We start from the raw sequence: 26,367 nt of genomic DNA, 5'->3' as shown, positions 1-26,367 counted from the left end.
CCGCTTACTGCTCTAAAATTGCCCGGTAAAGCGCCTGACCAAGATCATTCATCGCGACCGTTTGCGCGGTACGTTCCCCACTAGCAGTCATCATCGTCATGATAAAAGTTCCCTGACGATTCTGAACGATGGCCGCATCATTTTGAACACCGTATGCTTGATAGTCCCCAGTTTTGTTATAGATTGTCGCGCGTGTTGGCAGATTTTTGACCAACTTACTGTGATCCGTGTTCGCCTTCAAAATCGTTAACATCGCGTGATCGGCTTTGTTCGAGATCAAACGCAGGTTCGCCAGTCGTTTCAGCACCGTTGCCACATCCCGAACCGAAGTATCGTTATCATGCCCGGCCTTTAGTGCGGCAGTATCCATTAACCGCCGAGCCATTTTTGTATCAGTCAGACCCAACTGTGCAATTTCCGTGTTGACCGCCGAGAAGCCGCCAACACGATCCAACATGATATTAGCAGCCGTATTATCACTCTCCGTAATCATGCGTTTCGTGATTTCAGCATACGTCAACTGGCTTCCAGCTGGTAACGTGTGCAACGTCCCGGTTCCACCAACTTTATCGGCAGCACGCAGGGTATAACGATCCTGCATGCGCCAATTATTTTGATGGACCTGATCAAAGGCAGTGACCATAATAAATAACGTGATCAAACTGCCAGCACGTTGCGCTCGATTATTCAAAACCACGGTCTGGCTACCCGTTAATGGCATCACCGCTACCGAAGTTTGACCAGCCAACCCATTCGTTGCTTGCGCAACCAGATCAGTAACTGTCGTAGTCGGAAATGTCTGTGTTGCCTTCATCAGTGCGTCAGAATCGCTGGCAGCCGGCTTATGCACCTGGCTTTTACCTGCCGACTCGGCAGTTGCCGATGTCGTAGACGACCACAATAGTTGTCCCACGATATAGCCGCCACCCAGCAATAGTAACCCCGCAATTAATACCCCAAGGAGTGTTTGTGGCCTAAAGCGACTCGAAAAAGTTGTCCGCCGTGATTGTTGACGCCGCCGCTGGACTCGGCTTTGCTGATTGACATCACCATTCACTGGCGTTAGACGATGACCACATTTTAGGCAAGTCACGGCATGCGGTGAATTTTGGTAACCACAGTTTTGACAACTCATCTTCACATTCCCCCCGGTATTAAAAATAGGACAGTCAGCGGTGTGCCGTGCCTAATGGGAACCGCAATATCTCCCATTAAGCGCGGCCGTTCACCGCTAACTGTCCTATCACGTTATCTAAGCGTCGTTAGCCACTTGCAAGGGTGCAATATGGTACTCGGCCATTTCTTTCGTGATTTTTTCGGTCAAACTACTGTTATGTGTCACCAGACTTAACGCATACGCCACGTAATAGTGATCATGCGCTGACTGGACATTATTTAAAACAACTTCATTGGCCGCCTTTTGTGCATACAAACGGTCTAATAAATAAAGTGACTGACTCTCCTGAGCCTTCTTGAGTGCCAAGTCGATCAACTCCAAAGCTTCCTCTGGAAAATTGATCTTAGCATACAATTGTGCGGCTGAGGCGTAAATCAAAATTTCATTTTGTAAGTAATCGTCGTCACCCATCGGCATTGCTTGCGCATCCATTGTGTGTAAGGTAGCAACTGCCTGTTTGACAAAAATTTCAGCCTTGTCATAGGCCTGCTTACGTTCATAAGCTAAGCCGGTTCCAAGTGTGGCCAGGATGGCAAACATATCGTGACTAGACTTGACGAACTGATTAAGCAACATCCCAAAGTTAAAGATGGCTTCGTCAGCATTGTCATTGAGCACTAATTGAAGATAGCCCTCATAGTAATAATACTGTTTCTTATCCGTATTACTACGTAACTGCTTCGGACGGATATGCTGGAACACATCCTGAGCCTCTTCCAGTTGTGTATGTCGAATCAAAGTATCAATTTTTTTGAAGGTCCGATATAACTGGTCGTCATTTTCAATAATGACTTCCGATAAACGAATTCCTAATCGATTACAAATTTTCATCATAATCTTCATACTTGGAATTTTACTTTTTTTCTCGATTAGACTAATCGTTGCCTGAGTACAAATCCCATCAGCCAGTTCCTTCTGCGACATGCCCTTCCGCTTTCTGAACTGCCGCACTTTTTCTCCTAATATTCTCATGCTTAACCCCTCTTCATTGATTGCCTTAAACCAAACTCATTTTGTAACTCCCCTTGCTGCCCCCACTAAATGAACAAGGGTATCGTGACACCTAATCAATCCTCGTTAATCCGTTCGAATAATTGAGCACTAACCAATTGGACAATACCAATTACGCATATAATTATATTCACATAACGGAATTTTAGCAAGAAATACGCGTAATTCTTATTTAATATTAAGTTTATACCATGATATCGGCCGAAGGTCATTTATTAATTATCCAGGCTTACAGTTCGTTAACCACCCTAATCAAGGACTTGTTCATTAAAAGTGAGAACTACTGAAAGCGATTTAAAAGGGAGCAAATTAACCTTATTAACAGCAAACATCAATTGTCATGACACCCTCAATTAATCGGTTGACGTGGCTTAATAATTAAGATTAGTTCTCATACTTCTTTCAGTAGTTTATAACCAACTAACTAACCAATTTATCAATTGATAAAAATAATAATGCTTAGATTGACCCTGTAATCTTCGTAGTTGGCCCGGTCGATTTGTGATCAGCCCGTCAGCCCCCATGGCCGTCAGTCGCTGCATTGCAAGCGGCCGATCAACAGTCCAGAAGTAGACGATCCGATGTTGGCGGTGGGCCGCACTGATCTGCTCACGGGTCGCGGTCAGTGCTTGTAAAGAATAAAATCCCGCGACGGAATTAGAAAAATCCGTCAGATAAAACGGCGTTATGAAGCCAACCGGTAGTTGCGCCGCCCGTTGATGTAATCGTTCAATCACACGATAGTCCAAAGAGTGTACCGCCCCTTTTTGTTGTATCAGTCGTTGTGCATAGTTGTCGGCAAAAATCCCCATTAGTTGATCAGCCGTCCCAACTGACTTGATTTCGACTAATAAAGGTTGCTGTAATTTGTGTGCCACCGCAAAGTACTGCTTAAACGTACTCAAGTAGCCTTTTTGACCATGCTCCCGTAGTGGTAATCCACTCAACTTATCAACGGGGTACTCATGAACGGGACCGGGTTGACCCGCTAAAGCTTTCAGCGTTGGATCATGCATGACGACCCAGTGGCGATCCGCTGTCGGCTGGATATCCATTTCGACCATATCAGGCTGAACTTGCTTTACAGTCCTTTTAAGCGCCGCTGTGGTATTTTGGACACCGTCACGACCATTAACACCCCGATGTGCAATAATTGCTAGCGGCGCCGTTGGTGGCGTTCCTAGCCACCAGCCTGCGTAACCACCCAAGACTAGCAAACCGGTCAACGTAAGTAGCCCAGTTTGCCAGTTAGAGTGACCGGCGATTGCTGTTTCTGGCCAAAGGCACGACCACCATCCCATAAACATTAACCAAGCCAGCAGTTGCAACCCAGTCATCATGAAAACTGCAATAAATTGACTGACCAGCTGGCTAACAGCGCCACTAGCCCACACTATGCCACCACTAATGATTGCCATAACGAGCCAGCTAATCAGGAACAGCCACACATTTCGACTTTTTTTAAAGACTGTCCACCAGGAAATCCGCCAACCCGTTCGCCAATAATTACGCCAGCTGGTCGGAGCGGTCAATTGGCGTTGGAGTGCTGGTAACCACTTCCAGCTAATCAGCCAGCCCAACAGCCAAAGTGGTCCCGCCACAGGAAGCCAGTCATAACGCGTATTAAAGATTATATTTTGAACAGTCGCTGGCAATTGTATGCTCGCTTGTAAAGTTGCTAAATAGCCTAACCAACCGAGTGGTAACCACCACACCGCCGTAAACATTAACAGCACCCAGCGATACAAAAATTGACCGGCCTGCCACGACTCATGATTACTACGAGCGACCATGGCTGGTAACCAGGCACTCAAAAGCAACAAGCCTAGCAAGCTGACTACCCCACCGACCAGAATCCCGAGCACCTTAGCGAGTACCGCCAGCAATATGCCGGCCAACCACCAGCAGGCTAGCGGTCCAGCCAGTTGGCGCGCTCCCTGCATCACTAAGTGCCATCCGCGACTTAACAACCTGACCCCTCCTCACAAAAAAAGGCGGCCGTGATGAATCGCTTCATCCCAACCACCACAAAACTCATTACTATCTTATTCCGCGTCTAACGCAACGAAATCATAGTGAATATCAGATTGACGTTTGAATTCATCAAAACCAAGTTGGATCAATTGATCGATCAACGCCGTATAACTAATGCCCGAAACTTCCCATAGCTTTGGATATAAACTAATGTTAGTAAAACCAGGTAACGTATTGATTTCACCCAAGTATGGTTCACCATCTTCAGACACTAAGAAATCGACGCGTGCCATTCCTTTTAGACCAAGCGCTTTAAACGCGTCTAGCGACATCTGTTGAATCCGTTTCGTCAAATCAGCTGGTAATTCGACTGGTAATTCGAACGTCACACCACTTGCATCCACGAACTTATTATTATAGTCGTAGAACGTGTCCGTCTTCGGCACATCAATGGCACCAAGCTTAGATGCCTTAGGATTTTCATTGCCTAAGATCGAGCATTCCACTTCACGCGGATTGTCAATCGATTCTTCAACTAAAATCTTGTAGTCATATTTGAACGCATCGGCCAAACCATCCAAGTATTCTTGTTCATTCTCAGCTTTATGAATCCCAATCGACGATCCTTGATTGGCTGGCTTAATGAATAAATGATCACCCACGTGGGCTTGTAAATAAGCGTACGTCATTTGGTCCCGGTTTTCCGGTGTAACCACCACGTACTTGGTGTTTTGAATATGATGATGCGTTAAAATCTGCTTCGTAATATCCTTATCAAAACTAGCTGCCGACGCTAAGACACCACTACCAACATACGGCTTTTTCAATAACTTGAACAGCCCTTGTAAAGTACCATCTTCCCCTAAGTTACCATGAACCACTGGATAGAAGATATCAATATCTTTGGCCAGTGTCAGGTTCTTGATGGGAGCTAATGGATCACTCATGTCCAACTTTGGCATTTCTTCGGCGACGACTTGATCTTCTGGTTCACCATCAAATACGCGCCGAGTTGCAGCATCACTCAAGACAATCCCGTTCTTCGTGATTAAAAACAAGTCAATCTCGTACTTATTCTTGTCCATGGCATCATAAATGTTGTGCGCTGAACGCTTCGAAACATCATGTTCTGAAGAGTTACCACCAAACAACATACCAACATGGATCTTTTTTTGTGTCTCCATAATTTTGTTCATCCTATCAAGGTTTATTTCATACTACGGCTTAGTTAATTCTACAATATCTGAGCACAATTGAAAACATTTTTACAATAAAACGTTGTTTTTTACGCGTCAAATGGCGCAGTCAAGACAATCTTACCCAACATTTGCCCCGTCTCTACGATTGTGTGCGCAGTTCGCAAATTTGCTGCATTAATTCCAGCTAAAGTCCGCTTGGTCGTCGGTACAATCACCCCGGCATCGGCCAGTTGCGCTACCTGTGCCAGAATACTCCCCTGCGTCGCCATCGATGGCAACTGATAGTTAGCCTTCGTAAACATAAACTCCCAAGCAAAATTCAAACTTTTCGGCTTTAGTAACGCCATTGGCAAGGGGTGCTGATTTGTCACTACGGCGACGATTGTGCCAAGTGGCCGGACTAGCGGTGTCACTAATGGCAAGTATTGATCCGTAGAGTGTAATAGTATCGCATGATCGACAGCCTGCAAACCGGCCGCAGCTAATTGCGATCCCAGATCCTGATGGTAATCTAAGACGATATCAGCACCTAACCGCTTAACCCATTCAGTGGTTTCTGGCTTACCAGTCGTCGTAATAACTTGAAGACCCGCCCACTTTGCCAACTGGATGGCCATCGAGCCAACCCCACCAGCACCATTGATGATAAGGACGCTCTGACCAAGATTCGCGTCAGCCGCTGCAGTGAATGGTAATTTTTCAAACAATGCTTCCCAAGCTGTCAGTGTCGTTAGCGGCAGACCAGCTGACTGCGCCGGCGACCACGTTTTCGGGGCACACGCAACTAACCGTTCATCAACCAATTGATACTGAGCATCACTCCCCGGCCGATCGACGGCGCCAGCATAATAAACGACATCATCTGTCATAATCGTTGTCACTGCTTCACCGACCGCCAACACTTTAGCAACGGCATCAAAACCTAGTATTCGCGGCGTTGTCACTGGCGATTGACCTTGCCGCTGCTTCGTATCGATTGGATTGACTGCGGTTGCTAAGACGGCTACTAAGATATCACGGCCACGAGGTTGATTTACATTAATGGTGACATCTTGTAAACTATTCGGATCGCTCACTGGCAACCCTTGCGTTAATCCAACTGCTTTTGCCTGCATTCAAAAGACTTCCTTCCAAAACTAACCTAAAAATTCTAATTCATCATCCAAATAATCTACGACGGCCGTTGGCAGATCATCGTGTAATGCAAGTGCTTCCAATAATCGATTACGATTGAAAATCTGCGTCCATTCAGCTTCACTAGCCGGACGAGTATGCATCATCAACTGCTGATGCCAGTCCTTCATCGCAGTTAACAAATAATCACAATAAAGCTCATGTTTGTTTGTAATCAAGGTCAAATAAGTCGATAGTCGTTCTGGCTCGCCAAAAATCAACGGCGTTGTTAACTTTTGATAACGAGCAATCAATGCGGCCAACAGTAATAATTTATCCGCACGTGCGAGTTGAGACTCATCTGCCAGTTCATCTAAGATATTGCCAATATGCGTGTACGCATGCGCCCAACCGGTGGTGCCCACAAACCCCCGAGTATCCTTTTCGAGTAAAATGTAGACTGTCATTTGCTCAACAACTAGATCCAGCCGCGCGGGTGTCATAAACTTGAGACCCGCATGGTCCGCATACAAGAGCACTGACAGTAATAGTATCGCAAATGACCGCTGATAAATGGCATCATTTTGCGGCTCATCGATGTGTGCAAATAACATCTGATCTTGAATCAACTGATCAAAAATATCGCCCAACTGTTCCGGTGTGAGTACCTGCTGCTGTAATGCCTCGTTTAACAAATAGTAGACGCCTTGATCACGAACCAGCGGATTCAGCGAACCAACGTGTGCCATCAATAATTTGATTTGATCGTCGCTCATCGCGGTCAACGTGCCTTTCTTCAACTGCTCATGAAGTGTTGCAATCAGTGGAAGCACCTCTTCGTCGCTCGGAATCGTTACCGTGGTCGTCACGGTACTCGGTAACTGCTTAATCAGCGTTGCCATTCGACTGGGCAGTGACTGATAGATTTGTCCCGATCGAAGTTGTTGTCTTAACTTTAACACTGCATCCTTAACCTGCATCAATTTCTCTGCTTGCATAATGACCTCGTAATCTCGAATTTACCTTCTATTTTAGCATGTCAGCGCCTGTCTGCCCAAAAGAACCATTCAATCATAAAACGTGACCTAATTATAGACGTCACGAAGCCAACCTGAGCCAATACCCAAGTCCACACCGCACACCCTGATTAGGCCACGTTTAATGACAAGATGTTTCAATCCATGCTTAGAAAAAGCTTATGCTTGCGGTAAAACGTCCACTTGCGACTTGATAAACTTCGCTGACGCTGCTAACGACGCTCGTTCATCAGTGGTCAGATCTAGTTGAATTAATGATTCAATCCCGTTTTTACCAATCACAGCAGGCATGCCAACGTATGTCCCATATTGCGGATCAAAAGCTGAAACTGGGCAAGCCAGTTGTGCATCCGCGCTGACAGCTTCTGCCAATCGGACACCACAAGTAGCAATCGCAAAGTTTGTATAATGCTTACCCGCCATGACTGCAAATGCCCCTTGCCTTGCATCTTCTTCAAGTTGATCAAGGTTCAGACCTGGGAAATTTTTGATAGGCTGCCCATTGACGCTAACCGTTGACCAAGCTACAAATTGTGAGTTGCCGTGTTCGCCATATACGTACCCCGCAACATTTTTACCATTCGTACCAGCTGCTTGTCCGACATACTTTTGCATCCGCGCCGTATCTAAGAAGGTCCCCGTACCAAAAACCCGTTGCCGTGGAAAACCTGTCATTCGTTGTAAATAATCCGTCATGACGTCACACGGATTCATAATATCGATCAAAATACCCTTGAAGCCAGATGCCACAATCTTGGGCGCAATCTCCCGTACAATCGCTTGGTTTAAATCATACTCACCAAAGCGACCCTTGGAACTATTCATATCAATGGCACCAATATTGCCAGAAGCCACGATCAACACTTCGGCATCGGCCAAAGCTGAATAATCGTTTAAAATAATCTTAGTGGTTGAGCTTAGACGAGGTGACGCGTCGTCTAAATCGAGTTTTTGCGCCTTGGCCAAGGCCTCATTCTTATCGATTAAAACTAATTCATCAACGGTTCCTTGTTGAACCAACGTATAAGCCACTGTCGCACCGACTTGGCCTAACCCGATCACACCATATTTACGCATGCTGCAAACCCCAATCTGTAGTTTATTTAACTTGGTTAGCGTACCTTGCAACCGCTATAAAGTCAAGCAGGACGCTGTCTCATAAGAATTTAATCAATAGTACTACTTAGATAATATCAAACGTGCATTTTCATTAACCCGCTTCGGAAAGTTACCGTAGTCAAACTCCGTGAAAAAAGCTAGCCTCAGGGAATCCCTGAAGCTAGCTCAATCAATCAATATTCTGATTTAAGATGGTCCGTTTAGTCGGCCGAAACTGGCAGGATGGCACCCTTGTACTTCTTTTCAATCCATTTCTGGGTGCTCTTAGAACGTAAAACTTTCATTAGTTTCTTAATAGCTGGCTTGTTCTTATCACCCTTACGAACAGCCACAATGTTGGCATATGGTGAATCTGATTTTTCAAGTGCAATCGCATCCTTCTTAGGATTCAACCCAGCTTGAACCGCGTAGTTCGCGTTAATAACGACCGCGTCACCCTCGTTATTTTTGTAGAATGTTGGCATTAACTTAGCTTCGTATGAATGTTTAAACTTCAAATGACGTTTGTTGGTCTTAATGTCATTAAAAGTTGCTGAAGTTAAATCTGTCCCTTTTTTCAAAGTAATTAAACCCGCATCCTTAAATAACGTCAGGACCCGACCATAGTCAGCCACGTTGCTGCTGACCAGAACGGTTGCGCCGTCTTTCAAGTCTTTTAGACTCTTAACTTTCTTGGAATAAACACCGATTGGTTCCAAGTGAACCTTCCCCGCTGATACGAGGCTCCCATTATTTTCCTTATTCCAGTTATCCAAGAATGGGATGTGTTGGAAGTAGTTGGCATCTAATTCTTTCGAAGCCAATGCCTTATTAGGTAAGACGTAATCTTGAAAGACTTTGATCTTCAAGTTAACGCCTTCCTTTTTCAATTCTGGCTGCACGTGCTTCAAGATTTGTGCGTGTGGCACTGAAGAAGCCCCTACAGTAATGGTTGTTGTCTTTGTTGACGATGACTTCCCACAACCGACTAACAAAATTGCCGTTGCCGCAACTGCTAATAATCCTAGAATTCCCTTTTTTTTCATAATTCCGTTTCCTCCTATACGAACTTTAATTAACCCGTTTATCAATATGCCGAACTGCAATATCCCCGATAAATTGGAAGATAAACACGATAATCACAATGATTACCGTCGCCACTAATGTGATGGCGTTGTTATTGGACTGAAACCCGTCTTGGTAGGCCAAATTACCCAGACCACCAGCACCAATGGCTCCTGCCATCGCGGTGTAGCCAATTAATGAAATCGTCGTGACCGTGATTCCAGAAACTAATGCCGGCATGCTTTCTGGCAATAGGACTTTTCGAATAATCTGCCACCGGGTCGCCCCCATTGATTCAGCGGCCTCAATCACTCCATGATCCAATTCATGGAAGGCCAATTCAACCATCCGCGCATAGAATGGCGCAGCAGAAATAATCAGTGATGGTAAGGCCGCGCGCGGTCCGATAATCGTTCCAACTAACTTAGACGTTACCGGCAATAATAGCACGATCAAAATAATGAAAGGAATCGACCGGAAAACGTTGACGAACAGCGCAACAATCCAATTCAAGGCCTTAGCCAGCGGATTCTGACTCCCCGCCGTCTCATAAAGTAACAGACCTAAGGCGATTCCGAGAATGGCAACTACGACCATCGACACAATCGTCAACCAAATTGTTTCCCACGTGGCCGACATCATGCTACCCCAATCGACATTTGCAAATTTAAAATATGAATCTAATCCTTGATCATTCACGGTTCAAGACCTCCGTTTCCACCCGCATCGTTTGTAGGTACGCTAGAGCGCCCTTAATCTGTTCCTGATCACCCGTTAGTTGTAAGTACAGCGAACCAATCGCCCCTTCTTGGGTTTGGTGAATCCCACCCTCAATAATATTTAAATCTAACGGATACTTCTTCAACATCTCTGAAACAATCGGTAGCTGGGCTTGATCGCCATGGAACGTCAGTTGTACGATGGTTCCCTTTGGATATTTCGCCAGCAGCTGGTCCACGACCACCGTTGTGTCATTCAGCGACGGCGTGACCTCTTCATTAACAAACCGCTTAGTCACAGCCTGCTGTGGTCGCTTGAAGACTTCAAGTACTGGTCCTTGTTCGACGATTTTACCAGCTTCCATCACCGCGACATGATCAGCAATCTTGCGAATCACGTGCATCTCATGCGTAATCAATACGATCGTCAAATGGAGCTTCTGGTTGATCGATAACAACAGATCCAACACTTCATCAGTTGTCTGCGGGTCTAGGGCACTAGTGGCTTCATCAGAAAGTAAAATCTGAGGATCATTCGCAAGTGCCCGGGCAATCCCGACCCGTTGCTTCTGACCACCTGATAATTCTGACGGATAAGCCGTTTCCCGACCGGCCAACCCAACCAAGTCTGCCAAGTGTTCGGCTTTCTTACGGGCATCCACCTTGGACAGACCAGCAATTTCAAGTGGAAACATAATGTTCTCCAAAACGGTCCGCGACCATAATAGATTAAAATGTTGAAAAATCATGCCGATCTTTTGACGTTGGGCGCGTAACTTGGCCCCGCTCAACGTTGTAATATTGACATCATCAATCACAACTGACCCACTAGTGGGTGTCTCTAAGCCATTCAGCATCCGTACCAGAGTACTTTTACCAGCACCCGAATAGCCAACAATGCCATAAATGTGACCATCTTCGATTTTTAAATTAACATCTTGAACGGCGTGAACCGCCCCTTGCTTAGCATCAAAGGTTTTCGTCACATCTTTAAATTCAATCAAGTCAATTCCTCCTTACGCATCAAAAAAAGCTCCTCATCCCAGACAATTATGACAATAATCATCAATAGGACGAGAAGCTTAGCCTCGTGGTACCACCCATCTTCACAACTAGCTCACGCCAGTTGTCTCAAGAGTTACTTTGAACTCCGCATGATAATGGGTGCGACCCAAGCTTAGCTTGCGACTGCTCACTAAACTTCATTACTTCAAGACCATCTTCAGCTTCACGATTAATCCCCTTTCACCAATCAGGGACTCTCTAAGTAATCATAACCGCGTACTCATCTTTTCAAAATGATAACTTTTTTAATCAATTGTTAATGTAACGAGTATACCGAGCCTGTTTCTAATTGTCAAGGCCTGGCAATTAGTCCACGTCGATTAACCAAGCAACGCCGTCTTCAACGCTATTTAACGCATCGAAGTTCTCACTCAACGCCGGGTTGACCGCAACCACGGTCCCATTGATTGGACAGTTGAATTCAGAAACGGCTTTGGTCGCTTCAACGCTCAGAAAAGCGCTGTTCTGACTGACCTTGTCACCGATAGCTGGTAACTCAGCATATTTCACTTCACCAAGAGCCTCATGGGCGGCCTTAGTTAAACCTAACCGCGTATGTCCATCAACGTCTTTTGTCCAAAAATAAGCTGCATCTTCACTCATACTAAACACCATACCTTTACAATAATTTTACTATTCAAACCGGTCGTTACGACTGAACATGTAGGACTTGTAATGATATCGCATCGACATCATTAAACCTATCCCAGCCATATTGGCAATCAACGCCGAACCCCCTTGACTAATAAACGGCAAGGGAATCCCAGTCATTGGTAACAGTCCGATACTCATCCCAATATTTTCGAACACGTGGAAGAGAATCATCATAATGACCCCGGTTGAAATGTAAGCGTAGAATTCGTTCTTCGTATCAAACGTCACTCGGATCATCTGGTAAATCAATAAGAAATACAATAAAATGACCACGGCACAACCGATAAAGCCAAAGTTTTCACCAATTACCGAGAAAATCATATCAGATTCACGCACAGGAACAGTCACGTGGGAAACGTTAAATCCCCGCCCAGTAATCTGACCTGAACCAATCGCTTTCATACTCTGCCAAACTTGATAAGCATTGTTAGACGTGTCCGTCGACGGATTCAACCACGTATCGATCCGCGCAAATTGGTATTGCTTAAAACCGATAGCTTCCAAAATATGGCGACCACTCTGCGAGATCACGAGATATAACGCAGTCCCCGCAATCGCCGCCACAATGGCAAACGTCGGTGCCAATAATCGCCACGAAATCCCAGAAACTAAGATAACGCCCCCAAGAATCGCGAAGAACACCAGCATCGTCCCAAAGTCATTCTGTAACTTCAAAAGGATAGCAACTGGCACCATGTACGCAATTAACTTCCCAATGAGTTGCCAATCGCTCGCCATCGTATGTGTTGGGTGCTCCGTGTTATGCATTGTCACGACTCGTCCAAGCATCAAGATGAAGGCGGGCTTCATGACTTCAGACGGTTGCAACGTCAAGGAACCAACTGCGAACCAACTTTTAGCCCCAGTGCTCGCAAACAGTGATCTACTGTACAAGACCAAAACGGCCGCAAGCAGGAAGATCCCAAACCAATAGGCAATCGGTGCCACTCGCCATAACTGTTCCGAATCAAATTGCATCACAATTACGGCAATCGCGGTCCCAATCACGAACCACATGACTTGAGAAATCACCTGCTTCGTGACGTTTACTGAACTAGAGTCGTGCACTGCGGCGACATAAATCGACGCCAGCCCGATCAATCCTAGCATCATCACTGAAAATATGATACCCCAGTCAATTCTTGAATCCTCGTCTTGACTGCGGAGTCTAGATTCTTCTGCCACAAATAACGCTCCTAACCTGTTGGGATTAGCCCACCGCACGCGTCAGACTAACCCTATTCACAATATCATTTTGTACTTTAAGATAGTTTTTATTATACAACAACCTGGTGCCGAATTCTCGGAACCAGGTTGAAGGTTTACTAAAAATTAGCCTTTGTGTAGATGGTAAGCCGACAAGATCTCTTGCAGACTCTCATCAAAAGATTTGGTATGCGCAAATGGTTGGTTGTCACTAACCATTTCAGCTTCAAATCGTTCACCGACTTGAGTCACTTGTCCAATCACTTGTTTACCGATCAAAACTTCGGTAACTGGTTGACCGTTGACCTTAGTTTCGTTTAAAGTGACCGAAATCGCCTTATCTTTTCTTGCCACGGTGGTCTTCCTCCTTGTATTGCGGATTACGACGCAATGAAAAATGGGCTGGTACCGGATCAAAGCCGCCCTTAACTAAGGGCTGACAACGTAAGATACGTGCAACTCCCATTAGAACGCCTTTAACTGCGCCAAACCGATCGATCGCTTCTAACGTGTAATTAGAACAGGTTGGATAATAGCGACAATGAGCCGGACTAAACGCAGAAAAGGCCCGCTGATAAAAGCGGATGCCTTTCATTAATAACCGTCGCATCGTAATTTATTTCTTGTTCTTAGCAGTTTTCTGCATATGTTCAAGTAAAATCCCAGCCCCCTGAGCAACGTTGTTCAATGGGTGTTCGGCAACCATTACGGGCACCTTTAAGTTTTCACTGATCAATTGATCGAGGCCACTCAACAGTGCGCCACCACCAGTCAACGTAATTCCACGGTCAATAATATCGGCCGCAATTTCTGGTGGTAAAGTTTCCATCACGTGATGGGCCGTGCTAACGATCTGCATCAGCGTTTCGTGAATAGCTTCTTCAACTTGATTGGAGTCAATGTCAATTGAGCGCGGCATCCCCGTCACAGTATCTCGACCACGAACTTGGGTGACCTTATCATCATCGCCGTCCTGCTTGAAAACTTGTGCGATTTGAATCTTAACTTGTTCTGCACTGCGTTCACCGATCAACAAGTGATGTTGATCTTTGACGTAGTTCACGATGTCCTGATTCATCCGGTCGCCGGCCATTCGTAACGAACTACTTGCCACAATGTCACCTAATGATAGGACAGCGATATCACTAGTCCCACCACCAATATCAATGACCATGTTCCCACGTGGTTGGAAAATATCCATCCCTGCGCCAATAGCCGCCACTTTTGGTTCAACTTCCAAGTAAACCTTGTTACCGCCAGATTTTTCAGCAGCTTGCAAGATTGCCTTGCGTTCAATTTCAGTAGTGTTCGTTGGGGTACAGATCATGATACTTGGCCGCGACATAATGCCACGGACATTTAATTTTTTAATAAAATAGGACAGCATTTCTTCGGTGACATCAAAATCCGAAATTACTCCGTCTTTTAATGGTCGAATTGCCCGAATGTTACTAGGCGTCTTTCCAACCATTTGGTAGGCTTCGGACCCGACTGCCAACACTTGATTCGTGTTCGTATCGATAGCGACCACGGATGGTTCGTTAAGGACGATGCCCTTACCCGATACGTAAATTAAAACATTGGCAGTACCTAAGTCAATACCAATATCTAAAGCCATGTTTTTGCTCCTCTCAAACATACAATTATACGACTAATCATTATACCATACTCTACAGTTGATGAGAACTGACGGCTGTCCTAGCCACTCGTTCATTTGTCACTACCAATCAATTGGCTGTGCCTAATCATCCTGTCGTTTCGACCACTCATCGACCGTCAGCGAATAAATTGCTTCATCACGATATTGACCATTTAACAAGATATTTTCTGGCAGGGTCGCATCCAAATGATATTGGCGTCGCTCAGCAACAGCCCGACTTGCCTGGTTGGCAACGTCTGCACCTAAGATGACCTTGTGCAGATCAAGCTCCGTAAAAGCAATTTCTTCTAATCGTTCGAGCGCTTTAGTCATGACGCCACGACCAGTATATTTCTGGCCCAGCCAGTAGCCAATCTCACCGTTGTGATTAATGGCACTAATATTATGCAAGTCTAGCATCCCAGCGACTTCGCCATCCACAATGATGGTGGTGATAAACACCTGTCCATGAGCCTGCTTGGTCAACATTGATTCGATAAAATGACGCTCGTCTTGCACGGTCGCCGTCGCATCAACCCACGGCATCCATAACTTCAAATGGTCGCGATTATGATCAACTAAGTCGAAAAGCGGCTCCGCGTCAGCCACTTCAGTTGGTTTCAATGAAATGTGTTTGTCGATAATATTAATAAACATAAGTTGTCCTCCTGAATGTTGGCGCCGGGTTACCCCGCTTCGCCACAAAAAAGCCTTCAAAAACGAGTTTATCGCACTTTGAAGGTTTTGTAAGCATTTATTTCGATTTATTCCGCAGCTTCGTTCGCAAAATCAGGATTCAACGCATAAACGGTGCCATCGGGAACATCAACTCGTTTAATCTCAGCACCTAATTTAGCCAGCTTACCATGGAAGTTAAAGTAGCCCCGATCAAGATACTTCAAATTAGTCACTTCAGTGTAACCCCGACTGACCAGTCCAGCGATTACTAACGCTGCAGCTGCCCGAAGATCCGTCGCAGTGACCTGGGCCCCGTTAAAGTCAGTGGGACCATACATAATGACGGAGCGCCCTTCAACTTTGAAGTCGGCGTTCATTCGCCGTAACTCATCAAGATGCATGAAGCGATTCTCAAAAACCGTTTCAGTTAATAAACTAGTGCCCTGCGCACACAACTGCAAAATTGTCATTTGTGGTTGCATATCCGTTGGGAAACCCGGATGGGGCATCGTCTTAACGGAGGTTGGCTTCAAGATTTCTGGACCAATGACCCGAATACCAGCCGGTTCTTCCGTTACTGTGACGCCCATCTCACGCATCTTCGAGATCAATGGCTTATTATGTTCGGCAATAGCATCCTCAACCAAGACGTTTCCCTGAGTCACCGCAGCAGCGACCATGAATGTCCCAGCTTCAATCCGATCCTGAACGATACTATGGTCACAGCCATGCATCGCTTTAACCCCTTCAATGCGGATCGTTTCAGTACCGGCCCCGGTAACCTTAGCGCCCATCTGATTCAAATAGTTCGCTAGGTCCACAATTTCAGGTTCACGAGCGACGTTTTCCATCGTCGTGATGCCATCTGCAAGTGTTGCCGCCATCATTATGTTCTGTGTTGCCCCAACACTTGGAAAATCTAAGTAAATGGCCGCTCCGTGTAACTGGTTCGCGGTTGCTTCAACATAGCCATCGTGGCGTTCGATTTCAGCACCAAGCGCGTTCAGTCCCTTTAAGTGTAAATCGATTGGTCGTGAACCAATCGCACAGCCACCTGGCATCGCGACTTTCGCATGGCCTAATCGTGCTAATAGTGGTCCCATGACCACGATTGAAGCACGCATTTTGGATACGTATTGAAATGGTGCTTCGGATGATAATTGACGACTAGCGTCAATATCAATTGTTTTATTAATTTCATCAAAATCAATTTTAGTATTCAAAAATTTCAAGACGTTGTTCATTGTAAAAACGTCTGATAACACTGGTACATTTGATAAATGTGTCTGACCAGAACTAGCCAACAAGCTTGCGGCTAAGATTGGTAACACGGCATTTTTAGCGCCCTCAATATGGACATTTCCTGTCAAACGTTGACCGCCATGAACTACAATTTCCTCCATGGATAAACCCTCCATCACTAAACGATAATCAACAAACAAGTTACGTGAGATTTCGGATTGCGTAAAAAGCACACTTACTAAAAGAACCCGATTGGATCAGATGCCTCGCACCTGCCCAAATTCCACTGTTCACCGCTGTACTAAGCAAATCGGCAACGCGCGGTGTGCAATCCAAACACCAGCTCAACCATCAAAACAACCTGGACACACCATGGCAACTTGCCAATAGCAGCATGCAGGTTCAAATCGGTTCCTAATCATCATACCATAGAACACTAGTGGATAAATATTACATTTTACATTTTCGTTACAATTTCAACACAAATATTAAATACTTATGATTAGTTAACTAATTAGAAGTCCGTCGTGCAATTATTTGACAAGCCATACCCATATTGATTAGCAGTATCGTTCGTTTGTAATCGTTTTCTTTATTGTAATCTCACTATAAGTTGCATTCTACCATTCAACTTATCGCAATGCCCCTAATACGCTCAATCGATTAGTAAAATCTAGTTCACGAACATCCGCGCCGACTGGACAAAACATTTCAACGTCGCGATAAAATTGGCCACTGAAACGTTTAAGTTCGATGTAAACTTAGTTGTTCATGTTCCCTATGCCGACCTTTGGAAATTGCTGCCAATTGTCGGAATGTGATGATCACCCATTTAAGTCGCGATCCACGTCTTAATTACTGCTCTGCCAGATACTGATGCAATGTTGGCAAAAAATATTCGAATCAGACCGATTCTTCTAGTTAACAACGCGATATCGCCATTAGTAAGCCAGTGCTTGGCCCTTGATCAACCCACGGTTCCAATCTGCTTTGAACCGTGCAAGCTTAAAACTGGACAGTAACGGGTACGACTCACCGCGGTAAGTTTGACTAACTTGTGCATCGCGGCTTAACTGAACCGCACAAAAAAAGCACCCGCAAATAATTGCAGATGCTTTTCAGAATTTTAAGTTGTTAATGCCGAGCAACATTCAAACGGTTCATGGCACGCCGCAAAGCGACTTGGGCCCGCGCCAACTCAGCATCATCGTGCTTTTGTTGGGCATTTTGAATCCGTGTTTCAGCGCGTTTCCGTGCATTTTCAGCTCGAGCAACGTCAATGTCATTCTGACGTTCAGCACTATCGGCAACAATCGTTGCCGTATTATTACTGAACTCAACAAAACCACCATTAACGGCAATTTCGTCATCTTCCTGATCACTTTCAAGTTGCTTGATCCGAACCTCATCGATTGCAAGCGATGCAATCACAGGAATATGGTTCGGCAAAATTCCGAGTTCGCCGTCAATCGTTCGCACGATCAACATTGGCGTCTTATTCTCATAGACCTGACCGTCTGGAGTTACGATGCTAACGGTTAATGATTTTGCATTGTCAGCCATGTAAACCCCTCCTAATCAGTTACCATCGATTTCGCTTTTTCGACCACGTCGTCGATCTTACCAACTTGACGGAATGCGTCTTCTGGTAGGTCATCATATTTACCTTCAAGAATTTCTTTGAAGCCCTTGATGGTATCGTTGATTGGCACATACGAACCAGGTTGGCCCGTAAAGTTTTCGGCAACGAAGAAGTTTTGTGACAAGAAGAATTGAATCCGCCGTGCACGCGCAACAGTTGTCTTTTCTTCGTCAGATAATTCATCCATCCCTAAAATCGAGATAATATCTTGCAATTCACGATAACGTTGCAAGACCCGTTGAACTTCCGTTGCAACTTGATAATGTTCTTCGCCCACGATTGATGGGTCCAGAGCGATTGAAGAAGAAGCTAATGGGTCAACGGCTGGGTAGATCCCTTGTTCCGTCAAAGAACGTTCCAAGTTGGTCGTCGCATCCAAATGGGCGAAAGTCGTTGCAGGTGCCGGGTCGGTATAATCATCGGCAGGTACATAAACGGCTTGAATCGAAGTAACTGACCCCTTCTTGGTAGAAGTGATCCGTTCTTGTAATTGACCCATTTCAGTGGCTAAGGTTGGTTGGTAACCAACGGCTGAAGGAATCCGACCAAGTAAGGCGGAAACTTCAGAACCAGCTTGCGTGAACCGGAAGATATTGTCGATGAATAACAACACGTCTTGACCTTGAACATCACGGAAGTATTCCGCAATCGTCAAACCGGTCAAGGCCACCCGCATCCGGGCACCAGGTGGTTCGTTCATTTGACCATAAACCATGGCGGTATTCTTCAAAACGCCGGAAGCCTTCATTTCGAAGTAAAGGTCATTCCCTTCACGCGTCCGTTCACCAACACCGGTAAACACGGAAATCCCGTTATGTTCTTGGGCAATGTTATGAATTAATTCCTGGATTAAAACAGTTTTACCAACACCGGCACCACCGAACAACCCAATCTTACCACCACGAACATAAGGTGCTAAGAGGTCAATAACTTTAATTCCAGTTTCCAATACTTCAGTACTGGTCGTTAATTCATCATATTTAGGCGCATCCCGATGAATCGGGTTACGTTCTGCGTCTGGACCGAATTCTGGACCACCATCAATGGTTTCCCCTAAAACGTTGAAGACCCGGCCTAACGTCTCTTTACCAACGGGAACAGTAATTGAAGAACCAGTGTCTTCAACTGTCATTCCCCGGCGCAAGCCATCCGTACCATCCATCGCGACGGTCCGAACAACCCCATCACCTAATTCCAACGATACTTCCACCGTTAAAGTGTCATCGTTGTCCTTCTGAATGATCAAGGCGTTATTAATATCGGGTAACTTATCGTTTAGAGAGAATTCAACGTCAACAACGGGTCCAATAACTTGTACAACTTTACCTGTACTCATTAGTCGTTAATTCCTCCCACTTCGTTATTCTTGCGCAACCAAACCACCAGTGATTTCAGTGATTTCAGTGGTAATAGCAGCTTGACGCGCACGGTTATATTTCAGATTTAATTTATCGATTAAATCGCCAGCGTTATCTGATGCAGCCTTCATCGCGGTTGACGACGAAGCATGTTCAGCAGTCTTGGCATCCAAGATTGCACCATAAACCAAGCTTTCAGCATATTGTGGCAACACGGCCGACAAAATGGCTTCTTCTGACGGTTCCATTTCATACTCGGGACCGACATCTACCCGGCTATCCTTGGCTTTACGATTATCTGACTCACTTTGTTCAAAGGTCTCTTCGGAGATCGGTAACATCTTAACGGCCCGAAAACCAGAAGAGAGCCGATTAATAAAGTGGTTGTAGAAGACGTAAAGTTCATCAAAGACTTCGTTGTGGTACATTGATGTGACTGTCTTAACGATTTCACGAACCTCTTTAAAAGTTGGGACATCAGAGACGCCGCGGTACTCATAAGCCACGTTTAACCCGTTCTTTTTATAGAAATCCGCACCAGTGCCACCAACCGCCAAAACGACTGCGTTATCGGCATCAACCTTGTGCGTCCGCATGAAATCGTTAGTCTGTTTCAACACGTTACTGTTGTAACTACCAACGAGGCCACGGTCCGAAGTGATCACCAATAAACCAGTCTTTTTAACGGGGCGTTGCGCGAGCAATTCACTAACTGAAATCGTATTCGAATTACTGTTAGCAACACCGGCACTTGCTGACATCAGATGAGCTTTGGCAAGATGTGAAACGATGCTTTCAACTTTAGAAGCGTACACCTGATACGTGCTGGTATGCTTTTGAATCTGGTTCAATTTTGAAGTTGAGACCATTTGCATTGCCGACGTAATTTGATGAGTCTTCTTTGTTGAGTCAATTCGGCGCTTGACATCCATTAATGATTCTGCCATGCACTACTCACCATCCTTTTCAGCCATAACTACTTCGCAGCGGCAGCGGTTGGCTGGAATTGTTCTGCAAACGCATCTAAGGCCCCATTCATCTTATCAGCTTCTGGTAACTTCTTGGTTGCCAAAATCGTATCAAAGAGGTCCTGATGACTAGCATGAATAAATTCAAACAATTCACTTTGGTAACGGGCAATATCATCAACTGCCACTTTATCCAAATAACCGTTGGTCAAAGCATATAAAATCATTACTTGTTCTTCGACCTTCAATGGTGAATGAACAGGTTGTTTTAAGACTTCAACGATCCGTTGCCCACGATTTAATTTCGCTTGGGTTGCAGCATCCAAGTCAGAACCGAATTGTGAGAAGGATTCCAATTCACGATAAGAAGCCAAGTCAAGACGCAAGGTCCCGGCAACGGACTTCATCGCTTTAATTTGCGCATCCCCACCAACCCGGGAAACAGAGGCCCCGGCATCAATCGCTGGCCGCACACCTGAATAGAATGAATCACTATCCAAGAAGATTTGCCCATCGGTGATTGAAATAACGTTAGTTGGAATATAAGCCGAAATATCCCCAGCTTGCGTTTCGATAATTGGTAAGGCCGTCATTGAACCGCCACCCAATTCATCGCTCAACTTGGCAGCCCGTTCGAGTAACCGTGAGTGCAAGTAGAAGACATCCCCAGGATAAGCTTCACGACCTGGAGGACGACGGAGGATCAAGGAAAGTTCACGGTAAGCCGTTGCTTGCTTTGAAAGGTCATCATAGACGATCAAAACGTGCTTGCCGTTCATCATAAATTCTTCACCCATCGCTGCCCCAGCATAAGGAGCTAAGTACAGTAATGGCGCTGGTTCAGCAGGTCCGGCAGTTACAACTATTGTGTAGTCCATCGCACCTAACTTCTTCAACGTTTCAACTTGGGCCCGTACAGTTGAGTCCTTTTGACCGATTGCAACGTAGACACAAATCATGTCTTGGTCCTTTTGGTTCAAAATGGCATCAATGGCAACGGACGTCTTCCCAGTCTTACGGTCACCGATAATCAATTCACGTTGGCCCCGACCAATTGGAACTAAGGCATCAATGGCCTTGATCCCAGTTTGAAGTGGTTCGCTAACTGATTGCCGTTGCATAATACCAGGAGCTTTATGTTCGATTGGCCGCGTATTCGTGGTCTTAATCTCACCTAAACCGTCAACTGGTTGACCTAATGGGTTAACGACCCGGCCAATCATGGCGTCACCGACTGGAACTTCCATGATGCGGCCAGTCCGCTTAACAGTATCGCCTTCACGAATACCATCAAAATCCCCTAAAACAACGATACCAACATCGTTGCTTTCGAGGTTTTGTACCATCCCGTAAACTCCGTTACTGAATTCGAGTAATTCACCTTGTAAGGCGTTGTCGAGTCCGTGAGCACGGGCGATCCCATCACCAACGTAGGTGACAGTACCGGTTTCAGCAACTGAGAGCTCAGTTTGATAACTTTCTAATTGTTGTTTGATTAGAGCACTGATTTCTTCAGATTTAATGCTCATAAAAGTTTCACCTCTTCGTAAACTAATTGTTGATGAGTGCTCGTCTTAAATTCGTTAGTTGTAACGCAACGCTACCATCAAACGTTTGATTATTTGACTTCACAATTACACCGCCAATGATTGCTTCATCGACTTTACGTGACAAAACAACCTGATTGGCACCAACGCGTTTGGCGAATGCCTTTGCGATTGCATCAGCTTGCTCATCTGACAACTTGACCGCAGACGTTACTTCGGCATGCACTATTTTGCGACTCTCATCGAAACGTGCTTCAAACGCGTCAACAATGCCAACTAAGTTCGACATGCGGCCGTAATCATACAACATTTGAATAAAGTTTTTAATGTATTCTGAAGCGTGGTCAGTCAAAGTTGACAACGTTGTCTGTTTTTGATCAACCGGAAGCAATGATCCTGAGAGGACCTCTGCCAATTGCGGGTTGTCGACAAAGACTTGCCGTAATTGCTTTAACTCGGCCAGGAATGCTTCGGTCTGATCTTTTTCAACTGCAAGTTCAAAGAGTGCCTTTGAATAACGACTTGCAATTGTAAGATTATCAAGACTCATGCTTTCCCAACCCTTCAATATACGAATTAATTAATGCCTGTTGGCCTTCCGGATCCAATTGCTTCTTAATAATCTTCGTAGCAATCGCAACCGAAATGTCAGCGACGTCTGATTGGACGTTCTTCAAGGCATCTTGACGCTCCTGTTCAATATCCTTACGCGCATTTTGTTTATACTGCGTTGCTTCGTTTTGCGCATCGGCAACGATACTTGACCGTTGCTTTTCGCCACTCTTTTTCGCGTCAGCGACAATTTCACTCGCTTCAGCGCGAGAGTGTGATAGCGCATCACGCCGTTGATCAGCTAAGTCACTCGCTTCTTGCCGAGACTTTTGTGCTGAATCAATGTCGTTCGCAATCTTGTCAGCTCGATCAGCCATCATTTTTGTGATGGGCTTCCAAGCAACAACAGAGATCAATGCCATCAAAACAATAAAGCTAATCCCGATAAACAACATATCACCAAGGTAGAGACCGGATGCACCGATAATTAAATGCGAGAGCATCTAATGACACCTCCTTCTTTCATTTTCATTAAAATGAACTCGTTGACCAATGATTACTTGTTCATAACCATCAAAGCAACAACGAAGGAAATGATAGGCATTGATTCGATCAACCCAACACCGATGAACATGTTAGTCCGTAATTGACCAGATAATTCTGGTTGACGGGCCATCCCTTCAAGCATCTTAGAAATAACCAAACCGTTACCAATACCAGCACCTAAAGCGGCACCAAACATAGCAATACCTGCAGCAATTGCTCCCATAATCTGTGTATCCTCCTTAAAATTAAAAAACTAGAAATTATTCCTCGTCGTTAACCTTCTGAGAAATATAAACTGAAGTCAAGGTTACGAACACGAACGCTTGAATGCTCCCGATAAACACTGAGAAACCTTGCCATAAGAGTTCAATTGGAAATGAGTAAACATAGCTCAACCAACCGTTGCTCTTTGCCAAATCAGCAACCTTCGTTAGTAACATTTCACCAGCAAAGATGTTCCCGAACAGCCGAAGACCTAAAGTTAGGAAATCGGTAAATTGTTCAAAGACGTTAATAACCGAGAAAACAGCAAAAGGTTGTGTGTATTCTTTCAAATAACCACCCATACCTTTCTTACGAACACCCGCAGCATGTGCAAGTGCAACGGTCATAAACGATAACGTCAAAGTCACAATCGGATCGGCGGTTGGACTCTTCAGATACGTATACTGCCCGACCTGAACGTGAATGAACAATCCAAGTTGGTTAGCGATGAAGATAAAGAGAAACAATGTAAATGCGTACAAACCGAAGTTAGACGCTTCGTTACCCTTGATCGACCCTTTGACAATGCCATTCGTGAACTCGATGAGCCACTCCAGCACATTTTGTCCACCCTTGGGCTTCATTGTTAAATGTCGCGAAAGTAAAAAAACAAACAAGAAAACAATCAGACAAGTCACAATTACTGAGATGTCATTCGCGATATTAAACGTCAGTCCAAGGAATTTGACTGTAGGAACTGGATCACCCACTGAATATCACCTCTTTCCTTTAATTTCGGTGCTACGATAACCTTAACCTTTGAGCTAGTCAACGTCAATTTTATCGTAACCTGAAATGGTAGATTAGAGACACCCCTAATCAAAATACAAAGGTAATAATACCACCACCGTCGAAAAAATTCAAAATAATTTCAACATTTCGTCAATCAATAAAAATCCAACAATATCAAGCTTTCATTAAGCTTTCAAATCGTTGGATTTTCATTATTTTGACTTTATTTTCATTCTTGGCACGCGCAATGACGGCCTACTTCTCATTTACCGCCGTCTTTGGCAGCACCAAGTTCATCACAATTCCGAGCACCGTTGCAACTGCTAGACCACTGAACTGAAAGCTTCCCAGTTGTAAATAGGCATTGCCAATTCCAATGACCAAAATCGCTGATGCAATCATTAAATTTCGCTTCTGATTAAAATCAACTTTATTATCAATCAGAATTCGCATCCCACTTGAAGCAATTACCCCAAACAGTAGAAAGCTGACCCCACCGATGACGGGTGATGGAATACTCTCGATCAACGCGGATAACTTACCCACAAAACTAAAGACGATGGCAAAAAAGGCGGCCCCACCGAGCACATAAATACTGTGGACCCGCGTAATTGCCAGCACCCCAATATTTTCACCATAGGAGGTCACGGGTGGTCCACCGACAAAGCCGGCGATAATCGAGGCTGTCCCGTCACCAGCCAATGTATGGTTCAAGCCAGGATCCTTGAAGAAATTCCGCTTAGTCAACTTATTGAGTACCATAATATGGCCCATATGTTCTGACATCGTCACAAAGGCGATTGGTGCCATACTCAGAATCGCGCCCCAATAAATGCCAGGATGATAACTAATAAAAGGCAATTGAAAGGCGGGCATCGCAAACCACTGCGCTTTTTCCACACCAGAAAAGTCAACGATTCCAACTAACACGGCAATGATATACCCACAGACGATTCCCAACAATATCGGTACTAAACTCATAAATCCACGCAAGTACATGTTAAAAATGACGGTCAGTAACATCGTCGCCATCGCGACGCCGAAATATTTAATATCATAACTACTCCCGTTCATCGTTGCGTCCTTAGCTGCCGTCCCTGCGAGTGACAACCCAATTACCATCACAATCGGCCCCACGACGATCGGGGGAAGCGCCTTATCGATCCAGTCAGAACCGATTAAAGTAACTAATAAACTAACTAGCAGGTACACACAGCCCACCGCGACAGTCCCCTGAGCGATGGCCGGATATCCTGCGGTCTTCATCAGAGACTGCATCACAACGATAAATGAAAAGCTCGAGCCCATATACGCCGGAATCTTTCCGCGCGTGATGAGGATATACATTAGCGTCCCAACACCAGAGCTAAACAGCGCAATACCTGGATTTAATCCCACCAGGATTGGCACCAATACCGTGGAACCAAACATCGAGAACAGATGTTGCACCGACAAGCCTAACCAACTACCTAATTTTGGTCGGTCATGAATATCTAACACGACTTCATCATTATGAAACGCCGCTTTCTTTGTCATAACGCACCCCTTTTTATGAATGATTGCAAAAGAAAAGACAGCCCACCACTCAAAGCGGCTAGGCTGTCCGAAATTACGCACAGCTTCCTTGAAAGCGCACGTCCGTTCATCCTTTTCAGCCTCTCTGAGCTAATTTAAAGGAACTGTTTAATTGCAATTAGTCTACTCGTCTCCGAAATAATTGTCAACTCAATGTTTGAACCGAACCAGTAACAGCCCCTAAAAACGGAGAGCGTAAAATATCTTGTGTAAATGCATAAAAGATTTCTGAATTGTATAGAAATAGGGAATGCCTTCCCTTATGATATTTAGTAACCACAGAAAACATCACAGGAGGCATTCCCC

26 protein-coding genes are annotated in these 26,367 nt (G+C 45.0%); all 26 read right to left on the bottom strand.

Annotation, left to right across the window (positions count from 1 at the left end; translation table 11 throughout):
* Window positions 1-4: 4 nt before the first annotated feature.
* Entirely contained in the window at window positions 5-1,135 is a 1,131-nt protein-coding gene (locus tag MZO41_RS15510; RefSeq protein WP_003644651.1) for a serine hydrolase, read from the bottom strand.
* 117 nt (window positions 1,136-1,252) lie between these two features.
* Window positions 1,253-2,149: a helix-turn-helix transcriptional regulator gene (locus MZO41_RS15505; protein WP_003641460.1), complete on the bottom strand. Its 897-nt coding sequence runs from the start codon at window positions 2,147-2,149 to the stop codon at window positions 1,253-1,255.
* 449 nt (window positions 2,150-2,598) lie between these two features.
* Complete coding sequence (locus MZO41_RS15500; protein WP_003641459.1) at window positions 2,599-4,158, bottom strand: glycerophosphodiester phosphodiesterase; 1,560 nt, start codon at window positions 4,156-4,158, stop codon at window positions 2,599-2,601.
* A 75-nt stretch (window positions 4,159-4,233) separates the two neighbouring features.
* Entirely contained in the window at window positions 4,234-5,346 is a 1,113-nt protein-coding gene (locus tag MZO41_RS15495; protein WP_003644652.1) for a D-alanine--D-alanine ligase family protein, read from the bottom strand.
* A 101-nt stretch (window positions 5,347-5,447) separates the two neighbouring features.
* Window positions 5,448-6,476 carry a zinc-binding alcohol dehydrogenase family protein gene (locus MZO41_RS15490; protein ID WP_003641457.1) on the bottom strand — a complete coding sequence of 343 codons (1,029 nt, stop codon included), beginning with the start codon at window positions 6,474-6,476 and terminating at the stop codon, window positions 5,448-5,450.
* 21 nt (window positions 6,477-6,497) lie between these two features.
* The gene (locus MZO41_RS15485; protein WP_003641456.1) at window positions 6,498-7,472 is read right to left on the bottom strand and encodes a DUF2785 domain-containing protein; all 975 of its coding nucleotides are present in this window, start codon (window positions 7,470-7,472) and stop codon (window positions 6,498-6,500) included.
* Window positions 7,473-7,670: 198 nt separating this feature from the next.
* A complete protein-coding gene (locus MZO41_RS15480; RefSeq protein WP_003641455.1) occupies window positions 7,671-8,588 on the bottom strand; it encodes an L-lactate dehydrogenase in 918 nt (305 codons plus the stop codon).
* A 242-nt stretch (window positions 8,589-8,830) separates the two neighbouring features.
* Window positions 8,831-9,655 carry a MetQ/NlpA family ABC transporter substrate-binding protein gene (locus MZO41_RS15475; protein WP_003644654.1) on the bottom strand — a complete coding sequence of 275 codons (825 nt, stop codon included), beginning with the start codon at window positions 9,653-9,655 and terminating at the stop codon, window positions 8,831-8,833.
* A 25-nt stretch (window positions 9,656-9,680) separates the two neighbouring features.
* Window positions 9,681-10,373 (bottom strand): methionine ABC transporter permease, encoded by a 693-nt coding sequence (locus tag MZO41_RS15470; RefSeq protein WP_003641453.1) that lies wholly within the window; start codon window positions 10,371-10,373, stop codon window positions 9,681-9,683.
* Complete coding sequence (locus tag MZO41_RS15465) at window positions 10,366-11,397, bottom strand: methionine ABC transporter ATP-binding protein (RefSeq protein ID WP_003641452.1); 1,032 nt, start codon at window positions 11,395-11,397, stop codon at window positions 10,366-10,368. Before MZO41_RS15465 ends, MZO41_RS15470 begins: the two co-directional genes overlap by 8 nt.
* A gap of 367 nt (window positions 11,398-11,764) precedes the next feature.
* Entirely contained in the window at window positions 11,765-12,061 is a 297-nt protein-coding gene (locus tag MZO41_RS15460) for a glycine cleavage system H family protein (protein ID WP_003644655.1), read from the bottom strand.
* A gap of 30 nt (window positions 12,062-12,091) precedes the next feature.
* Entirely contained in the window at window positions 12,092-13,297 is a 1,206-nt protein-coding gene (locus MZO41_RS15455) for an FtsW/RodA/SpoVE family cell cycle protein (RefSeq protein ID WP_003644656.1), read from the bottom strand.
* Window positions 13,298-13,444: 147 nt separating this feature from the next.
* Complete coding sequence (locus MZO41_RS15450) at window positions 13,445-13,672, bottom strand: DUF2969 domain-containing protein (protein WP_003641449.1); 228 nt, start codon at window positions 13,670-13,672, stop codon at window positions 13,445-13,447.
* Window positions 13,656-13,928 carry a membrane protein insertion efficiency factor YidD gene (yidD, locus tag MZO41_RS15445; RefSeq protein WP_003644657.1) on the bottom strand — a complete coding sequence of 91 codons (273 nt, stop codon included), beginning with the start codon at window positions 13,926-13,928 and terminating at the stop codon, window positions 13,656-13,658. Before yidD ends, MZO41_RS15450 begins: the two co-directional genes overlap by 17 nt.
* A gap of 6 nt (window positions 13,929-13,934) precedes the next feature.
* Window positions 13,935-14,936 carry a rod shape-determining protein gene (locus MZO41_RS15440; protein WP_003644658.1) on the bottom strand — a complete coding sequence of 334 codons (1,002 nt, stop codon included), beginning with the start codon at window positions 14,934-14,936 and terminating at the stop codon, window positions 13,935-13,937.
* A 123-nt stretch (window positions 14,937-15,059) separates the two neighbouring features.
* Window positions 15,060-15,614, bottom strand: a complete 555-nt coding sequence (locus MZO41_RS15435) for a GNAT family N-acetyltransferase (RefSeq protein ID WP_003641446.1) — start codon at window positions 15,612-15,614, stop codon at window positions 15,060-15,062.
* A 107-nt stretch (window positions 15,615-15,721) separates the two neighbouring features.
* Window positions 15,722-17,038 (bottom strand): UDP-N-acetylglucosamine 1-carboxyvinyltransferase, encoded by a 1,317-nt coding sequence (gene murA / locus MZO41_RS15430; RefSeq protein ID WP_003644659.1) that lies wholly within the window; start codon window positions 17,036-17,038, stop codon window positions 15,722-15,724.
* Window positions 17,039-18,011: 973 nt separating this feature from the next.
* On the bottom strand, window positions 18,012-18,440 hold the full coding sequence (locus MZO41_RS15425; RefSeq protein WP_003641444.1) for a F0F1 ATP synthase subunit epsilon: 429 nt from the start codon (window positions 18,438-18,440) through the stop codon (window positions 18,012-18,014).
* An 11-nt stretch (window positions 18,441-18,451) separates the two neighbouring features.
* Complete coding sequence (gene atpD, locus MZO41_RS15420; RefSeq protein ID WP_003641443.1) at window positions 18,452-19,855, bottom strand: F0F1 ATP synthase subunit beta; 1,404 nt, start codon at window positions 19,853-19,855, stop codon at window positions 18,452-18,454.
* 24 nt (window positions 19,856-19,879) lie between these two features.
* The gene (locus tag MZO41_RS15415) at window positions 19,880-20,824 is read right to left on the bottom strand and encodes a F0F1 ATP synthase subunit gamma (protein WP_003641442.1); all 945 of its coding nucleotides are present in this window, start codon (window positions 20,822-20,824) and stop codon (window positions 19,880-19,882) included.
* Window positions 20,825-20,853: 29 nt separating this feature from the next.
* A complete protein-coding gene (atpA, locus tag MZO41_RS15410; protein WP_003641441.1) occupies window positions 20,854-22,374 on the bottom strand; it encodes a F0F1 ATP synthase subunit alpha in 1,521 nt (506 codons plus the stop codon).
* A 22-nt stretch (window positions 22,375-22,396) separates the two neighbouring features.
* Window positions 22,397-22,942 carry an ATP synthase F1 subunit delta gene (atpH, locus tag MZO41_RS15405; RefSeq protein ID WP_003641440.1) on the bottom strand — a complete coding sequence of 182 codons (546 nt, stop codon included), beginning with the start codon at window positions 22,940-22,942 and terminating at the stop codon, window positions 22,397-22,399.
* Entirely contained in the window at window positions 22,932-23,447 is a 516-nt protein-coding gene (atpF, locus tag MZO41_RS15400) for a F0F1 ATP synthase subunit B (RefSeq protein ID WP_003641439.1), read from the bottom strand. The genes atpH and atpF overlap by 11 nt, the downstream gene beginning before the upstream one ends.
* A gap of 53 nt (window positions 23,448-23,500) precedes the next feature.
* The gene (gene atpE, locus MZO41_RS15395) at window positions 23,501-23,713 is read right to left on the bottom strand and encodes a F0F1 ATP synthase subunit C (protein ID WP_003639224.1); all 213 of its coding nucleotides are present in this window, start codon (window positions 23,711-23,713) and stop codon (window positions 23,501-23,503) included.
* 37 nt (window positions 23,714-23,750) lie between these two features.
* Window positions 23,751-24,464 (bottom strand): F0F1 ATP synthase subunit A, encoded by a 714-nt coding sequence (atpB, locus tag MZO41_RS15390; RefSeq protein ID WP_003641438.1) that lies wholly within the window; start codon window positions 24,462-24,464, stop codon window positions 23,751-23,753.
* 277 nt (window positions 24,465-24,741) lie between these two features.
* Window positions 24,742-26,022, bottom strand: coding sequence for a uracil-xanthine permease family protein (locus tag MZO41_RS15385; RefSeq protein ID WP_003641437.1), 1,281 nt, complete (start codon window positions 26,020-26,022; stop codon window positions 24,742-24,744).
* Between the last annotated feature and the right edge of the window lie 345 nt (window positions 26,023-26,367).

It is taken from the genome of Lactiplantibacillus sp. C232, from assembly GCF_023806725.1.
GTDB classification, from domain to species: domain Bacteria; phylum Bacillota; class Bacilli; order Lactobacillales; family Lactobacillaceae; genus Lactiplantibacillus; species Lactiplantibacillus plantarum.
The sequence above is the reverse complement of the archived record's forward strand: the minus strand, read 5'-3'. Positions and strand labels throughout refer to the sequence as shown.

Coding starts and splice junctions, on each gene's coding strand:
- MZO41_RS15510 (WP_003644651.1), bottom strand. CDS start 1,135: ATGAGTTGTCAAAACTGTGGTTACCAAAATTCACCGCATGCCGTGACT.
- MZO41_RS15505 (WP_003641460.1), bottom strand. CDS start 2,149: ATGAGAATATTAGGAGAAAAAGTGCGGCAGTTCAGAAAGCGGAAGGGC.
- MZO41_RS15495 (WP_003644652.1), bottom strand. CDS start 5,346: ATGGAGACACAAAAAAAGATCCATGTTGGTATGTTGTTTGGTGGTAAC.
- MZO41_RS15490 (WP_003641457.1), bottom strand. CDS start 6,476: ATGCAGGCAAAAGCAGTTGGATTAACGCAAGGGTTGCCAGTGAGCGAT.
- MZO41_RS15485 (WP_003641456.1), bottom strand. CDS start 7,472: ATGCAAGCAGAGAAATTGATGCAGGTTAAGGATGCAGTGTTAAAGTTA.
- MZO41_RS15480 (WP_003641455.1), bottom strand. CDS start 8,588: ATGCGTAAATATGGTGTGATCGGGTTAGGCCAAGTCGGTGCGACAGTG.
- MZO41_RS15475 (WP_003644654.1), bottom strand. CDS start 9,655: ATGAAAAAAAAGGGAATTCTAGGATTATTAGCAGTTGCGGCAACGGCA.
- MZO41_RS15460 (WP_003644655.1), bottom strand. CDS start 12,061: ATGAGTGAAGATGCAGCTTATTTTTGGACAAAAGACGTTGATGGACAT.
- yidD (WP_003644657.1), bottom strand. CDS start 13,928: ATGCGACGGTTATTAATGAAAGGCATCCGCTTTTATCAGCGGGCCTTT.
- MZO41_RS15440 (WP_003644658.1), bottom strand. CDS start 14,936: ATGGCTTTAGATATTGGTATTGACTTAGGTACTGCCAATGTTTTAATT.
- MZO41_RS15435 (WP_003641446.1), bottom strand. CDS start 15,614: ATGTTTATTAATATTATCGACAAACACATTTCATTGAAACCAACTGAA.
- murA (WP_003644659.1), bottom strand. CDS start 17,038: ATGGAGGAAATTGTAGTTCATGGCGGTCAACGTTTGACAGGAAATGTC.
- MZO41_RS15425 (WP_003641444.1), bottom strand. CDS start 18,440: ATGGCTGACAATGCAAAATCATTAACCGTTAGCATCGTAACTCCAGAC.
- atpD (WP_003641443.1), bottom strand. CDS start 19,855: ATGAGTACAGGTAAAGTTGTACAAGTTATTGGACCCGTTGTTGACGTT.
- MZO41_RS15415 (WP_003641442.1), bottom strand. CDS start 20,824: ATGGCAGAATCATTAATGGATGTCAAGCGCCGAATTGACTCAACAAAG.
- atpA (WP_003641441.1), bottom strand. CDS start 22,374: ATGAGCATTAAATCTGAAGAAATCAGTGCTCTAATCAAACAACAATTA.
- atpH (WP_003641440.1), bottom strand. CDS start 22,942: ATGAGTCTTGATAATCTTACAATTGCAAGTCGTTATTCAAAGGCACTC.
- atpF (WP_003641439.1), bottom strand. CDS start 23,447: ATGCTCTCGCATTTAATTATCGGTGCATCCGGTCTCTACCTTGGTGAT.
- atpE (WP_003639224.1), bottom strand. CDS start 23,713: ATGGGAGCAATTGCTGCAGGTATTGCTATGTTTGGTGCCGCTTTAGGT.
- MZO41_RS15385 (WP_003641437.1), bottom strand. CDS start 26,022: ATGACAAAGAAAGCGGCGTTTCATAATGATGAAGTCGTGTTAGATATT.